This window comes from Ferrimonas balearica DSM 9799, from assembly GCF_000148645.1.
GTDB lineage: Bacteria > Pseudomonadota > Gammaproteobacteria > Enterobacterales > Shewanellaceae > Ferrimonas > Ferrimonas balearica.
Genome location: NC_014541.1, coordinates 1353789 through 1368278 on the forward strand (window position 1 = coordinate 1353789; position 14490 = coordinate 1368278).

Here is a 14490-nt window from a genome sequence, read left to right on the forward strand (position 1 = left end):
ATCGCCGGGCTGGCCGTTGTGCCGCTCAGCCCCCGTTCGATGCCGGACGTAACGGCTTATACCAGACGTTCATCGATTCGATCTGGCCGCTGATCTGGGTGTTGTTCACCAACCGTCCCGCCATCTGGTATTGGCGGCGGGCAAAGGTACGGTTCATCCCGACTGAGACGGCGCGGGCGATGGTATAAGCCACGCGATGCCCTTGTGCTTCCATCGCCAGCTCCATCTGAGCCAACAAACGCTGAGCCCAGCCCTGGCCGCGAGCGGCAGGGGCGGTGGCAAAGTCGGTCATCTCCACTGTGCCGCTTTGATGGCACTGTTCAGCAGAAGCCAGTGCCAGCAATGCCCCATCCTTCTCAACCCCAAAGTACGCAACGTTATCCGCCATGGTTTCCAGCAGGAAGTCCCGATCGGTAATGGGAAAGGGGTAGCTGGGAAATACCTGGCGGTAGAGCGCGGCCATCTTGTCCACATCGGCTTCATGCATCAGGCGGATGGCGGGATCATGGCGACTGCGACCATCCGGCTTCAGGTCCAGAGTGGCCTGCTGCAGCGTAGTATGCAGCGCTTCCGGTTCGGCCACTTGCGCTCGTTCAGGTTCCGGGTAGTGGCCCAGAAACACCGCATCGGCATCCGGATAGAAGTCGGGGATGCGGGCTTCCACCCGGTAGCCCTGATTAAGAAAGGGCTCCGCCTGAGTGTGCGGCAGCTTGGCGAAGATCTTGCCGTAGCCATGCTGGTCGGCGAGGTGGTGCACTTCACACAACACCTCGTGCGGGTCGGCTTGGCCCAGCGACATCAGGTAGACGCGGTCATTATTGGGGCCATGCTGCAGGGTGGCACCGGCATGGTGCAACACCTGGTCAAACTGAAAGCCGGCTTGAGGACTGTCGGTCAAACTGGCGAGTAGGGAATTCATTTCGTTACCTCAACAACATCGGAATAACGTAAAAGGCTGAGCCAGTGGGTTACGGCCAGGGTCAGCAGGGAGGCGGTCAGGCCGAAGACGCTGGGGTCCAGCCCCCAGTCGGCCACGGCGGCCGGCAGCGGCAGCCAGTTAAGCATCAGCAGCGAGACCACACCGCCACCCACCAGCATCGACAGCATCGCTGAGCGGGCATTGACCTGCGGCCAGAACAGGCAGGCCAGTGTCGGAGCGACGAGGCCGGACACCATCAGGCCATAGGCGGCCAGGATGGCGTTGAGAACTGAACTGGCGTGCGCCGCCATCAGGATGGCCAGCAGGCCCAAGCCGAGCGTGGCCATCATCGACCAACGCACCGCCCGCGGGGAGTCTTCGCGAACGCCCAGCAGGTCATTGGTCAGGTTACCGGAGCTGGCCATCAGGCAGCTGTCAGCGGTGGACATGATGGCGGAGAAGTAGGCGGCAATCACGATGCCGGTCAAGCCCAGCGGCAGCACATCGCGGATCATCATCGGCACCGCGCTTTCGGCATCGGCTTCCGGCAGCAGCACCCGGGCACACATCCCCAGCAGTACGCCGGAAAACGCCATCAGCGGGTATTCCAGAAATCCGGCCAGGTACCAGGCCCGCTGGGCGGTTTGGGTGTCCCGGCAGGCGTAGATGCGCTGGTACAGGGTCATCGCCACCAGCCAGATTGGGGTGATGGTGATCAGCCAGTTCAGGGCGGTGGAGAGGCTGAGTTCACTGAGAGACCAGTAGCTGTCCGGCAGGGCCTCAATGAGCGCGGCCACGCCGCCAATCTCGTGTATGGCGAAGGGCAGGGCCAGGCCACCGAGGCCAAGCAGCAGGATCAGCCACTGTACGCTGTCGGTGTAGATCACCGCCTTGAGCCCACCGAAGGCGGTATACAGGATGGTGGCGCCACCAATTAACCACAGAGCCAGAGTCAGTGGTGACAGGGCGGTCATGTCCGCGGGCACCAGGGTGTTGGCGGCCAGCTTCGCCCCGGCCAGCAACTGGGCGGCGGTAAAACCGAGGTAGCCAATGGCGGATATCAAGGCCGCCACCATGGCGACCTTGGGGCCAAAGTGGTGCTTGAGCAGGTCCGGGTAGGTGAAAAATCGGTGTTGGGTTTCCCGGGCTTTCACCTTTGGGATCATCCACACCGCGGCCAGCCAGGCACCGAGCAGGCCGGTAAACAGCAGCCAACTGGCGGACAAACCCATGGTGAATCCGAGCCCGGCCAGGCCGATGGAGAAGCCGCCACCGACATCGGTAGCGGCAATGGAAAACCCGACGTGGCGGGCGCCCAGGCTCCGGCCGGCAAGGAAGAAATCCTCGCCGCCCTGGTGACGGCGATAAAACCAGTAGCCGATGGCCACCAGCGCCACCAGGTAGGCGGCAAACAGGGCGTAATCCAGCGCGTGCATGGCGGCCCTTACAGCAGGTAGGACACGTCGGCAGTACGGCCTTCAAAGTTGGTGGCAATCAACTTGGTTTCACCGTCCTGCACCGTCTTCTTCACATACTCGGGCTGCACCGGCATTTTGCCGAGTCCGCCGATGCCATCGACGATAAAGGTGGGGATCGCGGGGCCGGATACCCAGCCGCGGATGCCGTGGTAGATCTCGAGCATGCGGTCATAGCTGACCATAAACTTGCTGTTGCCCGGTGCCGGATCCATCGAATAGACGTAGTAGGGACGGATACCGTTGGACACCAGGTCCATCACCAGATCGCGCATCACCTCAACGTCGTCGTTCACCCCTTTGATCATCACACTCTGGTTGCCCAGCATCACGCCAGCGCGGCGCAGCATGGTGGTGTGCTTGATAAACAGCGGGGTGATCTCGCGCGGATGGTTTACCTGAGTGTTGATCAGGGTAACGCGGTTCTTCACCAGCACGTCGACCAACTCAGGGGTGACGCGGGTCGGCAGCTGAGCCAGCAGGCGGCTGCCGATGCGCAGAATCTTCAGGTCCGGACGGGCTTCGCGGATCATCGACAGGATCTCATCCAGCTTGCTGTCGGTCAGCAGCAGCGGGTCACCACCGGACAGCAGTACATCCTGCACTTCAGGGTGGTCACGCAGGTACTCCACCGAGCGGCGGATGCGGGCCATATCAATCACGTTCAGCGGGTCAGACACCATGCGCTTACGGGTGCAGTGGCGGCAGTAAGCGCCACAGATGTTGTGCACCAGGAACAGCACCCGGTTGGGGTAGCGATGCACCAGCGACGTGCCCTCCGGCATCATGTCGTCTTCCGCCAGTTGGTCTCCCATCTCATGGGGGGCGATGTGCATCTCATCCTGCTCCGGCACGTACTGAATGCGGATGGGGCAGTTGGGATCGTTCTTATCCATCAACTGGGCGACATAGGGGGTGATGCGGGCAGCAATCACTTTGTAGACGTCGTCTTCAACCGGGCGGACGCCGTGCAGAACTTTGGCCAAATCCTTATCGGACTGGAAAGACTTGGCCAAGGTTTCGCGCCAGGAGTGGCCGGCGACATCGAATGCCATCAGCTCGTCATGGGTGTTGAAGTGGTAGCGCTGGGCAGGTTGAGTTTCAACCAGTTTAAGAGGGATCGGATCCGCATTGGTCGCGGCAGGTTGGCGTTGCACAGTGCTGGTAGCCATGGGTGAAATTCCACCTTTTTTAAAGCAAATGTATGTGTTGTTATGATTAGAGCGCGAACTATTCTACTCGCTTAATTACCGTTCTATCAAACTTGTCGCAACATAATGGCGACAGATTGGAGCGATATGTTTACGGATAACTCCCTATTCTGAACAATTTGTGCCTGGCCAACGGGGATTTTTGTGGTCTGGCCAGGTGTTCGATGCCCGCGGCATGAAAGATTGTGTGCTAATTAAATTTTGATGTTTTTTGAGGGTTGAAATTTGTGTTCACTGTTGTAGGGGAGGGTCGTCGTCCTCCTCCATCGACAGGGGCCAAAGGGCGTTGAGAATGGCGAGTGAAACCGGCATCAGTGACGCTCCTCGGGGTCTTCCCAGTGGGTGGGGTCTTCTGGCAGATCAGACAGGGGACCCATGGCGTCTTTATCGCGCTCGAGGATAGGGCCACTCAGCATGTAGTGAGCCAGCAAGCTGGCCACGGCAGCGACCGAGTCGGCGTGGGTGCGCTCATGGCCATGGGAGCCGTCGAGGGCAAAGCAGATCAGTCCGGCGCGGATGTCGTTGCCCGCTTCCACCGCCGCTGCCGCATCGCTGCGGTAGAAGCGAAATACGTCGCGACTGTGTTCAATGCCGTGGCGCTGGCACAGGCCTATCAGGCGCTGGGTCAGGTACCAGTCAAACGGGCCACTGGAGTCCTGCATGGCGATGGTCACACCGTACTCGGAGGTATTCTGGCCGGGGGCGATGGTGCCGTTGTCCACCGCCAGCAGTTCCGCCACATCGCCATGGAGGATATGGGAGGCGCCCACCCCGACCTCCTCTGAAATGGTGAACAGCAGATGACAATCCATCGGCAACGGCTGCTGGCTCTCAACTATCGCCTTTGCGGCGGTCAGGACCGCTGCCACCCCCGCCTTATCATCGAGAAACCGCGAGACCCAGAAACCGTTATCGAGAAACTCCGGGTTGGGGTCCACCGTCAGGCGATCGCCGGGGTGGATCCCCAACGCCTGCAGATCGGCCAGGCTGTGGCTGCGCTGATCCAGCCGCAATTCAAGATTGGGCCAGCTGGCGGGCTGTTGGTCCACGGCCTTGCCGTAGACGTGGCCGGACGCTTTCAGCGGCAGCAGCGTTCCGCGCAGCGGGTCGCCATGGTCGCGGTACAGGGTGACCCGGGCGCCCTCCGCCGAACGGGCCGGCCAGGTGCCCACGGACACCACCTCCAGGCGGCCATTGGGTTTGAGCTGTTTGACCATGGCGCCCAGAGTGTCGAGGTGCGCGGCGATGGCCCGGTCCGGTGAGTGCACCTGACCCGGCAGATTGGCGCGGATGGCGCCGCGCCGGGTCAGCTCGTATTCGATGCCCAGTTGTTCCAGGTGCTGGCACACCAGCTGCACCACCGCGTCGGTCATGCCGGTCGGACTCGGCGTATTGAGCAGCGCCAACAGGGTGTGTTTGAGGTAGTCCCGGTCCAGGGTCAATGTCATGAGTTATCGCCCTCCTTGGGTTTGTGGAAACAGCAGGTCGAGGAACCGCTCCACCGTGGGGTGCGGTTCATGATTGGCCAGGCCCGGCCGCTCATTCGCTTCGATGATGACGTAGTCCGGTTCGCTGGGATCGTGCACCAGCAGATCAAGGCCGGTGACCGGTATCGCCAGCACCCGCGCGGCGTGCAGTGCGACTTCGCGCAGCCGTGGGTGGAGCTTGGTGGTCACATCGTTGAGGCTGCCGCCGGTGTGAAGGTTGGCGGTTTTGCGCACGGCCAGGGCGCGGCCATAGGGCAGGATGTCGCTCATCTCGAAGCCCGCATCGGCGACGCAGCGCTGGGTTTCACTGTCCAGCGGAATGCGGCTTTCACCGCTGGTTGCGGCGGCCCGGCGACGGCTGAGTTTGTCGATCAGGGTGCCGATGCTGGTGAGGCCGTCGCCAACGATGGTGGGCGGTTTGCGCACCGCGGCCGCTACCACTTCGTCACCGATCACCAGAATGCGCAGGTCCTGTCCTTCGATGTACTGCTCGGCCAGCAGTGGCCCTTCCAGCGCGGACGCCTGCTGGTAGGCATCGTGAATGGCCTGCTCATTGCGCAGATCAACGAACACGCCGTTGCCCTGTTCGCCCCTGGCCGGTTTCAGCACCATGGGGCCGTGCTGGCGCCAGAAGGCGATCGCCTCGCTGGCGTTGTTGATGGTTTTCTGCGTGGGCACTTTCAGCCCCGCTTTGGCCAGCAGGCGGTGGGTGAGGTCTTTGTTGTCGCAGCGGGTCATGGCGATGGCGCTGGTCAGGTCGGTCAGTGATTCCCGGCAATTGACGCTGCGTCCCCCGAGGCTGAGGGTAAACAGCCCCAGCGCCGGGTCCTCAATCTGCACACCGATGCCCCGGCGGTACGCTTCGTCAACGATGATCTGGGCATAGATATTGAGGTCCGGCACCTTGTCGTCGCCGTCACCGATGTACAGCTGCTCGTTGATGGCGTTGCGGGTTTTAACGCAGTACACCGGCACCTGGCGAAAGCCCAGCTTGTGGTAGAGCGCCAGCGCCTGCTGGTTGTCGTGCATCACCGACAGGTCGAGGAAGCGGCGTTGGCGCTGCTGAAAGTGGCTGGCCAGCGCCTGCACCAGAGCTGCGCCCACGCCGGGAAGCGCGCATTGTGGGTCGACCGCCAGAGCCCAAAGGCTGGCGCCCTGGTCCGGGTCATCAAACAGGCGGGGGTGGTCAACTCCGGTGACGCAGCCCACCACCGTCTGGCTGTGGTCATCGATGGCCATCAGCACGGTGAGGGCCGGTTCGGTCAGTTGGTGGTGGGTGAACTTCTCCCGCAGCGGCACCATCTGGCGGGCCTTATACAGCCGGTTCATCTCGTACTCGTCCCAGCTGCCGGTGAGTGGCCGGATGCTGATCCCCTTCGGAGGGGTGGCATCGATGGGTTGCTGCGTCAGGTCGAGCCGATAGGTCAGCGAGGGATCGATGAACAACCGTTGCGGCGCGAAGGAGACCACCACCTGAGGGTCGCGGCAGTACAGGGCCATGTCCCGTTGGCCGGGCTGCTCCTCCAGCAGGCTGCGGGCCAGCGCTTCGGGGTCGGCAAAGGTCTGGCCAAACAGCAGTCGTCCCCAGCCGCAATCGACGCTGGCCGGTTTGGCCAGCAGCTCCTGGCCGTTCTCAGGCGGTTCGCCCCAGTGCTTCAGTGAAGTCATCTGCTCGATGTCCATGGGGGAGTGGATGTCGGTCATGATGGCGTCCTTACAAGTTATGGGTTTGCAACCACATCTCCAGCAGCGCGACCTGCCAGAGTTTGGAGCCACGCAGCGGCGTGATGTGGGATTTGGGGTCGTCCAGCAGAGCGGTCAGGTAGTCACGCTGGAACAGCCCGCGCTGGCGGGCACGCTCCGAGTTGAGCGCGTTTTGGACAAACTCCAGATAGGGCCCTTCGATGTATTTCAGTGCGGGCACCGGGAAGTAGCCTTTGGGACGATCGATCACGGCACTGGGGATCACTTTACGGCCCAGGCTTTTCAGGATCCCTTTGCCGTTGTCCCCCAACTTGAGTCGGGCGGGAATGCGCCCGGCCAGCTCCACCACCTCGTGGTCGAGAAACGGCACGCGGGCTTCCAGGCCCCAGGCCATGGTCATGTTGTCGACCCGTTTGACCGGGTCGTCGGTCAACATCACGCTGGTGTCCAGGTGCAGCGCCTTATCCACCGGCCCATGCCCATCCGGGCGGGCGAAGCGGCTGCGGATAAACGCGGTGGCGTGGTCGCCAGTGTGGTAGCCGGAGGTGACCGTGCGGCAGTACTCGGCGTAGTCCCGATCCATAAAGTGACTGGCGTAAGTCTCCACCGGATCGGCACTGCCCTGGAGGGGCGGATACCAGTGATAGCCGGCAAAGATCTCATCGGCGCCCTGACCGGACTGCACCACTTTCAGGTGCTTTGAAACCTGCTGGGACAGCAGGAAAAAGCCGACATTGTCGTAACTGACCATCGGCTCAGACATCGCCTGAAAGGTTTTAGGCAGCGTGTCCAGCAGGGTGGAGGAGGGCACCTCTATCTTGTGATGTTCGGTCCCGTAGTGGCGGGCGATCAGGTCGGAGTACCGGAACTCATCGCCCGATTCGCCACCGGCGGCCTCAAAGCCCACGGAAAAGGTGTTGAGGTTGTGTTGGCCCTGCTCGGCCAGCAAGCCGACAATCAGGCTGGAGTCGAGTCCGCCGGACAGCAAAACCCCCACCGGCACATCCGCCACCATCCGACGTCGTACCGAGGTGCGCAGGGTGTCCAGCAGTTGCTGCTCCCACTCCTCATCGGTGATGTGGTGGTCCTGCTCCCGCTCACCCACCTGGAACTGCCAGTAGTTGTGATCCTCCTGACGTCCATCGGGGTGGATGGTGCGGACGGTGGCCGGGGGCAGCTTTTTGATGCCCTTCAGCAGGGTATGGGGGGCAGGTACTACGGCGTGGAAGCTGAGGTAGTGGTTAAGGGCGATGGGATCCAGTTCGGTGTCCAGGCCCGGCACCTCGAGCAGTGCCGGCAGGGTGGAGGCGAACGCCAAGCCATCGCGGTGCTGCGCCAGATAGAGCGGCTTGATGCCGAGGCGGTCACGGCCCAGTACCAGACGGCCGGTTTTCTGCTCGTGGATGGCAAAGGCAAACATGCCGTTGAACCGTTCCACGCAGTTGGGACCCCAGGCATGGTACGCCTTGAGCAGCACCTCAGTGTCGCTGTTGGAGAAGAACTGGTAGCCCAGCCCGGCCAGCGTCTTTCGCAGTTCGGGGTAATTGTACAGGCAGCCGTTAAAGACCAGGTCGAGGCCGAGGTCGGTCATTGGCTGACTGCCCTGATCGGACAGGTCGATCACCTTGAGGCGCCGGTGGCCCAGTACCAGACCCTGGCGAACCATCAGTCCTTCGCTGTCAGGCCCCCGGGGCGCCAACGTCTCCACCATGCGCTCAACCCACTGCTTGTGTTCGGGGGCGGGGTTGTCACTGTGAAATCCGGCGAATCCGCACATTACTCCTCCATTGTCTGAATCCTGAATGTTGACCATGCTTGGTCGAAACTTCGCCTAAAAAGGTTATAACTCTAATCATTAGATTTCAAATTGAGTTGCTTTTGGGTCGGCGTTGACGCTATGGTTAAAAAGGTTATTTGTCCGGCGCTTGGGCTTTTTTGCTTGGGCTGGATGAGGAAGCGATTCGAGGTAATACCGAAGAACTAAAGTTAGATTGCGAATTTTTGCTGTCCCCGATTGTCCGGGGGCAGTGGATACAAAGGAGGCACTATGCAACAGCGATCCCATTCTCATCGACGTGAACTTCTTGTTCTGACGCTGCTGTTCGGCGCGATGGCGACTCTGGTGACCCTGTTCTAGGGCTGGCGCGGGCCTTTGAATTTGTTACAGTGTTGCGGTTGAACACTGGAGTGACCATGGACAAACACGAACAATTGCTGATCTCGCTGCGCAAGGTGATCCGCGCCATTGATCTGCACAGCCGCAAGCTGAATAAGGAGTCGGGTCTGACCGGCCCGCAGTTGGTGGTGATGCAAAAGATCGCGCAACTGGATGGGCCGATTGCCCGCCAGGTGGCGGCAGAAGTGAACCTGAGTCCGGCGACGGTCACCTCCATCATCGACCGGCTGGAGTCACGGGGGCTGGTAAAGCGGATCCGTGACGAAGCCGATAAACGGCGTGTTCACCTGTCATTAAGCGAAGAGGGGCAACGTTTGATGGCCTCCGCACCGCAGCCGCTGCAAGAGCACTTTATCCAGCGTTATCAGGCGCTGGAGGAGTGGGAGCAAAGCCTGTTGCTCTCCTCGGTAGAGCGCATCGCCTCAATGATGGATGCTGAGGAGTTGGATGCCGCGCCGATGCTGACCGTCGGGCAGATCCAGGACTCCCATTGAACGCACCATCGAGAGCATAAAAAAACGGCACCACAGGGTGCCGTTTTTTTGTGGCTTCATCGCTTGTCGCTCTGACCAAAGGCGCTGACAAAGGCGTGGGCGGAAGGCGACAGCGTGCTGCGGTCGTAGATGGCGTAGAGGCCCGCGCCAATCGCCTCTTTCAGGGGGACAAAGCGGATGTTGTCCCAACCGTGATTGGCGAAACTGGAGGGGACAATGGTGACGCTGTCGCTGTGGGCGACGTAGGCCATCAGGGTGTTGGGTTCCACAAACTCCTTGATGATCTTCGGCACCAGGTTGCGCTTCTTGCACTCGTTGATAAAGAGGTCGGCGGAGGCGGAGTTGCGTCGGTTGAACAGGGCGAACTCGGCGTCCCGCAATGCATCCAAACTCAATCGGTTATGCCGGGCCAGGGGGTGCTGCCGCGTCATGGCCACCACAAAGGTTTCCTCGGTCAGCTTGCGGGCACTGAGGGGGTGGATGTTCATGGCATCGGCAAAGCGCACCAGCCCTACGTCAATCTGATGCTCGATCACCATCCGCTTCTGCTGCTCGGGATTGGCTTCCACCAGGTCGATCTGCTGATCCGGGTATCGCTGTTGAAAGGCCCCCAGGTGCTGCCCCAACCCGGACCAGAAAGCGGAACTGACCAGGCCCAGCTTAACCACACCCCGACCCGCTTCCGCGACCCGTTGCACCCGGTGTACGGCGTGCTCCACCACCTGAAACAGATGGTCGCATTCGTTCTGCAGTGCCTCGCCGGCTTCGGTCAGTTCCACATTGCGGGAGTTGCGCAGAAACAGGGTGACGCCCAGCAGGGACTCAAGCTCTTTGATCTTGTGGCTCAAGGGGGAGGTGGTGATGTTGAGGCGGTCGGCCGCCTGGCCAAAGTGGCGGGTTTGCGACAGCACATAAAAGTAGCGCAGCATGCGCAGGGTCAGCTTATCGCTGATTAAGCCGGCAGCGGGCATGAGGACTCCCTGTGGGCGGCGTTTTGCGGGTCGGTCAGCATGCCAGAATCCGGCTCAGATTGTTTTGAAGAAGTTCGCAAAAGCGACGGGTCATTGTGTTCAAAAACAGCATGATCGGGCGGCATTTGGCAACGTTCCACACCCCATTCTTTGGTACGTTTTGCCGCCTCTGTCACCCGTGAGAAAACACAATGAAAAACGACCCGGTTATCCAGGCACTCCAGACCATCTACGACCACAAACCCGGCTTCCAGCCCAAGGCCGCTTTTATCCTCGGCTCTGGCCTTGGCGTCATTGCCGATGCGCTGTCGGACAAAGTGGTGATCCCCTACACCGAACTGGCCGGGTTCCCGGTCAGCACCGTTCAGGGCCACTCCGGTGAGTTGGTACTGGGTACCATGAACGGCGTTGAGGTGGTGTGCATGAAGGGTCGTGGCCACTACTACGAACACCAGGACATGAAGGTGATGACCACGCCGGTACGCACCTTTAAGCGCCTGGGTTGTGAGTTTGTACTGGTGACCAATGCGGCCGGCTCGCTGCGTCCTGAGCGGATCGATGTGGGGTCACTGGTGGTGTTCAGCGATCACATCAACACCATGCCGGAATCCCCCATGTGTGGCCCCAATGACGAAGAGTACGGCCCCCGTTTCTTCAGCCTGGCCAATGCCTATGACAAAGCCCTGCGTGCTGAGGTTAAGCGTGTGGCCGAGGCCAACGACATCCACCTCAATGAAGGGGTGTTCGTCTCTTACACCGGCCCCAACTTCGAAACCCCGGCGGAGATCCGCATGATGCAGATCATCGGCGCCGACGTCGTTGGCATGTCTGTGGTGCCGGAGGTGATCTCGGCGGCCCACTGTGGCCTGCCGGTGCTGGCCATGTGCGCCATCACCAATATGGCCGAGGGGCTGGGGGACGTGGAACTGTCCCATGAACAGACCCTGCGCTGCGCCAAACTGGCTGAAGCCAGCTTTATCCGCCTGATTGAATGCTTTATGGCGAATCACTTCGCCAGCCAGGAGTGATCATGTTTGCCATTGGATTTGTCGGCATTTTGGTGCTGCTGCTGGTGGGCCTGGCGGTTTCCACCAACCGCCGCGCCATTAACTTCCGTACCGTGGGCCTGGCGTTTGTGATGCAGATGGCCATTGGTGCCCTGGTGCTCTATGTGCCGATGGGCCGTAAAGCGCTGGAAGCGTTGTCCCACGGTGTTCACGCGGTGCTGGACAGTGGCAAGGCCGGGGTGAACTTCCTGTTTGGTAATCTGGTGAACTTCTCCGTGGAGGGGATCGGGTTTGTCTTTGCCCTGAATGTGCTGCCGCTGGTGGTGTTCTTCTCCGCCCTGATCGCGGTGCTCTACTACCTGGGCGTCATGCAATTCATTATTCGCACCATCGGCGGCCTGGTGTCCAAAGCGCTGGGCACCTCCCAGGCGGAGTCGATGTCTGCGGTGGCCAACGCCTTTGTGGGCCAGAGTGAAGCGCCGCTGGTGGTGAAGCCCTACATGCCGAAGATGAGTGATTCGGAGTTCTTCGCCATTATGTGCGGCGGCATGGCGTCGGTGTCCGGCACTGTGCTGGCTGGTTACGCCATGATGGGGGTGGACATGCAGTACCTGCTGGCGGCCTCCTTTATGGCGGTGCCCGGCGGCATCCTGTTCGCCAAGCTGATCCTGCCGGAAACCACCACACCGGATTACGTGGTGGAGAAGTCCACCCACTTCTCCGAGAAGCGTCCGGAGAACATGCTGGCGGCGGCCGGTGAGGGCGCCGCCAGTGGTCTGAAACTGGCGGCTGCCATCGGTGGCATGCTGATCGCCATGATTGGCCTCGTTACCCTGGTCAACACCCTGCTGGGCAGCCTTGGCGGTGCCATCGGTATGGAGCTGTCGCTGGAGCTGATCCTGGGCTGGATCTTCGCGCCGCTGGCGTTTCTGCTGGGCGTGCCGATGGCTGACATCGATGTGGCGGGTGCGCTGATTGGTAAGAAACTCATTATCAATGAGTTTGTGGCCTACTCCGACCTCGCCCCCTATCTGAAAGACACTGACGCGGTGTTGGCGGCAGGCAAACAGTTGCTGGATGAGAAAACCAAGGTGATCGTCAGTTTTGCCCTGTGTGGTTTCGCTAACGTGGCCTCCATCGGCATCCTGATCGGTGGCCTGGGCACCCTTTGCCCTTCCCGCAGTGACTTTATCGCCCGCTTTGGTGTGCGCACCCTGATTGCCGCGACCTGCTCCAACCTGATGAGTGCCGCCATCGCCGGTATCTTCTTCTCATTGGCGTAACCGCTGTCGACCGGGCCGCTGTCCCAGCGGCCCGTTTTTTTTGCGTGTCATCGTGGCTCAGCCCGTGACAGCCCGGCTTCCGCTCAGGTAGGCTGGCGCTCTCGCCCAGTTTTATGCGCCAGTTTTCGCCTGCATAGCCTGTTGTGGGCTACCTGATGCACCCAATTCATTGAGTTGCCATGAATCTCCTGCTTGCCATGGTGGCGGCCTTTTTGTGGGGCACCACCTACGCCGTTACCCAATACAGCCTGGATGGCTGGCCTCCGCTGCTGTTGGGGGCACTGCGGGCGCTGCCTGCCGGTTTACTGTTGCTGGCGTTGCGACCCCGGCTGCCCCAGGGGCGGCAGTGGGTCACGCTGGCGGTGATTGGCACCCTGAACATCGCCGTGTTTTTCGGGCTGATCTTTGTGATGGCCCTGACCCTGCCGTCCGCCATCTCCGGGGTGGGGATGGTGTCGGTGCCGGTGTTTGCCATGATCTATCACCTGCTGGTGTACCGGGTGCGCCCTGCCACGGTGCAGGTGCTGAGCGGCCTGGCCCTGGTGGCACTGGCCTGGTGCCTGTTCGACCCGGGCAGCCTGAGTCTCAACCCCATCGGCCTGGCAGCGATGTTGGGGGCGATTCTCTGCATCGTGGTGGGCAGCGGCCTGACCAAGAGCCTGGGCGGTCGGGTGCACTGGTGGACGGTGCTGAGCTGGCAGCTGGTGATTGGCGGTGTGCTGCTTAGCGGCGCGGCGGCAGTGGATGCCTTTTGGCACCCGGAGCGCTATCAGGCGGTGCTGGACGGGTTCTCCCTGCGCAATGGCCTGGGGCTGGCCTGGGTCATCCTGCTGAACACCGCGCTGGCGTATGGCCTTTATGTGTGGCTGCTGCAACGGATGACCGTGGTGGAGTTTACCTTCGGTGGCATTGCCAACCCCATTGCTGGCATCGTCACCGGCCTGATACTGGTCAATGAGCAGTACAGCCCGGGCCAGTATGCCCTGATGGCGGGGATGATCCTGATGTCGCTGTGCCCACAGTTGTGGACCTTGTGGAAGCAACGACGACAGCGGGTGATTGCCCACTAAAAAAAGCGCCCTTCGGGGCGCTTTTTTATTGGGGTGAAATTACATCACCACGCGAATGGCGAGGACAGTGAGCACCACCGCGGTGCCGCGATCCAGCCAGTGGCTGTTGTGCTTGAGCCAGCCCATCAGCGGGGTGCGGGCCACGCCCAGTGCCACCAGCGCGTACCACAGGGCGTCGATGCCGCCGGCGGTGGCCATCATGATCAGCTTGTCGCTCCACGGCGCCCCCTCCTGCACATATTGGCTGAACAGGGCGAGGAAGAAGATGGCGATCTTGGGGTTGAGAAAGGCCACCAGAAAGCCACCGACAAAGCCCTGATAGCGGCGGGAAGGGTCGGTGCCGGGCGTCGCATCGCTGGACGCGGGCTTCGGTTTGATCGCCTGCCAGGCGAGATAGAGCAGGAAGGCCGCGCCGGCATAGCGGATCGCTTCAAACAGGGCGGGGGTCTGAGTGATCACCAGTCCCAGGCCCATCGCCACCAGCAGGGCGTAAAGGGCGATGCCGATGCCGTGGCCCAGGGCGGTCACGACGCCGCGTCCTGCGCCCCCTTGCACAGTATTGCGAATAACCAGGGCCAGAGAGGGGCCGGGGCTCATGGCACCGAGGGTACAGACGGCGGCCAGCGAGAGCCAGAGGGTAAGGGTCATGTGGGGTTCCGGACAGTTAGGCAGGCGCTAAGCATACCGCAGCCT

The 14490-nt window shown here is 61.3% G+C and carries 12 protein-coding genes; 4 read left to right on the forward strand and 8 right to left on the reverse strand.

The window, feature by feature from the left end; all coding sequences use genetic code 11:
• Positions 1-25: 25 nt before the first annotated feature.
• From ablB to FBAL_RS06255, 6 genes are all read right to left on the reverse strand, one after another.
• Positions 26-919: a putative beta-lysine N-acetyltransferase gene (ablB, locus tag FBAL_RS06230; protein WP_013344729.1), complete on the reverse strand. Its 894-nt coding sequence runs from the start codon at positions 917-919 to the stop codon at positions 26-28.
• On the reverse strand, positions 916-2355 hold the full coding sequence (locus FBAL_RS06235; protein ID WP_013344730.1) for a sodium:solute symporter family protein: 1440 nt from the start codon (positions 2353-2355) through the stop codon (positions 916-918). The genes ablB and FBAL_RS06235 overlap by 4 nt, the downstream gene beginning before the upstream one ends.
• 8 nt (positions 2356-2363) lie before the next feature.
• Positions 2364-3566 carry a KamA family radical SAM protein gene (locus FBAL_RS06240; RefSeq protein WP_013344731.1) on the reverse strand — a complete coding sequence of 401 codons (1203 nt, stop codon included), beginning with the start codon at positions 3564-3566 and terminating at the stop codon, positions 2364-2366.
• 350 nt (positions 3567-3916) lie between these two features.
• Positions 3917-5053, reverse strand: a complete 1137-nt coding sequence (locus FBAL_RS06245) for an osmoprotectant NAGGN system M42 family peptidase (RefSeq protein ID WP_013344732.1) — start codon at positions 5051-5053, stop codon at positions 3917-3919.
• Positions 5054-5056: 3 nt separating this feature from the next.
• Entirely contained in the window at positions 5057-6796 is a 1740-nt protein-coding gene (gene ngg / locus FBAL_RS06250) for an N-acetylglutaminylglutamine synthetase (RefSeq protein WP_013344733.1), read from the reverse strand.
• 10 nt (positions 6797-6806) lie between these two features.
• Positions 6807-8573 carry an N-acetylglutaminylglutamine amidotransferase gene (locus tag FBAL_RS06255; RefSeq protein WP_013344734.1) on the reverse strand — a complete coding sequence of 589 codons (1767 nt, stop codon included), beginning with the start codon at positions 8571-8573 and terminating at the stop codon, positions 6807-6809.
• Positions 8574-8989: 416 nt separating this feature from the next.
• On the opposite strand from FBAL_RS06255, the gene FBAL_RS06260 reads away from it, so the two are divergent.
• Positions 8990-9466, forward strand: a complete 477-nt coding sequence (locus tag FBAL_RS06260) for a MarR family winged helix-turn-helix transcriptional regulator (RefSeq protein ID WP_013344735.1) — start codon at positions 8990-8992, stop codon at positions 9464-9466.
• Between the two features lie 56 nt (positions 9467-9522).
• On the opposite strand, the gene FBAL_RS06265 is transcribed toward FBAL_RS06260, so the two are convergent.
• Positions 9523-10437 (reverse strand): LysR substrate-binding domain-containing protein, encoded by a 915-nt coding sequence (locus FBAL_RS06265; RefSeq protein ID WP_013344736.1) that lies wholly within the window; start codon positions 10435-10437, stop codon positions 9523-9525.
• A gap of 191 nt (positions 10438-10628) precedes the next feature.
• On the opposite strand from FBAL_RS06265, the gene xapA reads away from it, so the two are divergent.
• The 3 genes from xapA (at position 10629) to FBAL_RS06280 (ending at position 13797) form a co-directional block, all read left to right on the forward strand.
• Positions 10629-11465, forward strand: coding sequence for a xanthosine phosphorylase (xapA, locus tag FBAL_RS06270; RefSeq protein ID WP_013344737.1), 837 nt, complete (start codon positions 10629-10631; stop codon positions 11463-11465).
• 2 nt (positions 11466-11467) lie between these two features.
• Entirely contained in the window at positions 11468-12727 is a 1260-nt protein-coding gene (locus FBAL_RS06275) for a NupC/NupG family nucleoside CNT transporter (protein ID WP_013344738.1), read from the forward strand.
• Between the two features lie 179 nt (positions 12728-12906).
• Entirely contained in the window at positions 12907-13797 is an 891-nt protein-coding gene (locus FBAL_RS06280) for a DMT family transporter (protein ID WP_013344739.1), read from the forward strand.
• Positions 13798-13836: 39 nt separating this feature from the next.
• Here FBAL_RS06280 and FBAL_RS06285 read toward each other — a convergent pair whose 3' ends face one another.
• Entirely contained in the window at positions 13837-14445 is a 609-nt protein-coding gene (locus FBAL_RS06285; protein ID WP_013344740.1) for a LysE family translocator, read from the reverse strand.
• Positions 14446-14490: the final 45 nt, after the last annotated feature.

What these genes read in the sequence shown, in the direction of transcription:
- FBAL_RS06245 (WP_013344732.1), bottom strand. Translation starts at nt 5,053, where the DNA reads ATGACATTGACCCTGGACCGGGACTACCTCAAACACACCCTGTTGGCG.
- FBAL_RS06235 (WP_013344730.1), bottom strand. Translation starts at nt 2,355, where the DNA reads ATGCACGCGCTGGATTACGCCCTGTTTGCCGCCTACCTGGTGGCGCTG.
- FBAL_RS06260 (WP_013344735.1), top strand. Translation starts at nt 8,990, where the DNA reads ATGGACAAACACGAACAATTGCTGATCTCGCTGCGCAAGGTGATCCGC.
- ngg (WP_013344733.1), bottom strand. Translation starts at nt 6,796, where the DNA reads ATGACCGACATCCACTCCCCCATGGACATCGAGCAGATGACTTCACTG.
- FBAL_RS06285 (WP_013344740.1), bottom strand. Translation starts at nt 14,445, where the DNA reads ATGACCCTTACCCTCTGGCTCTCGCTGGCCGCCGTCTGTACCCTCGGT.
- ablB (WP_013344729.1), bottom strand. Translation starts at nt 919, where the DNA reads ATGAATTCCCTACTCGCCAGTTTGACCGACAGTCCTCAAGCCGGCTTT.
- xapA (WP_013344737.1), top strand. Translation starts at nt 10,629, where the DNA reads ATGAAAAACGACCCGGTTATCCAGGCACTCCAGACCATCTACGACCAC.
- FBAL_RS06275 (WP_013344738.1), top strand. Translation starts at nt 11,468, where the DNA reads ATGTTTGCCATTGGATTTGTCGGCATTTTGGTGCTGCTGCTGGTGGGC.
- FBAL_RS06280 (WP_013344739.1), top strand. Translation starts at nt 12,907, where the DNA reads ATGAATCTCCTGCTTGCCATGGTGGCGGCCTTTTTGTGGGGCACCACC.
- FBAL_RS06255 (WP_013344734.1), bottom strand. Translation starts at nt 8,573, where the DNA reads ATGTGCGGATTCGCCGGATTTCACAGTGACAACCCCGCCCCCGAACAC.
- FBAL_RS06265 (WP_013344736.1), bottom strand. Translation starts at nt 10,437, where the DNA reads ATGCCCGCTGCCGGCTTAATCAGCGATAAGCTGACCCTGCGCATGCTG.
- FBAL_RS06240 (WP_013344731.1), bottom strand. Translation starts at nt 3,566, where the DNA reads ATGGCTACCAGCACTGTGCAACGCCAACCTGCCGCGACCAATGCGGAT.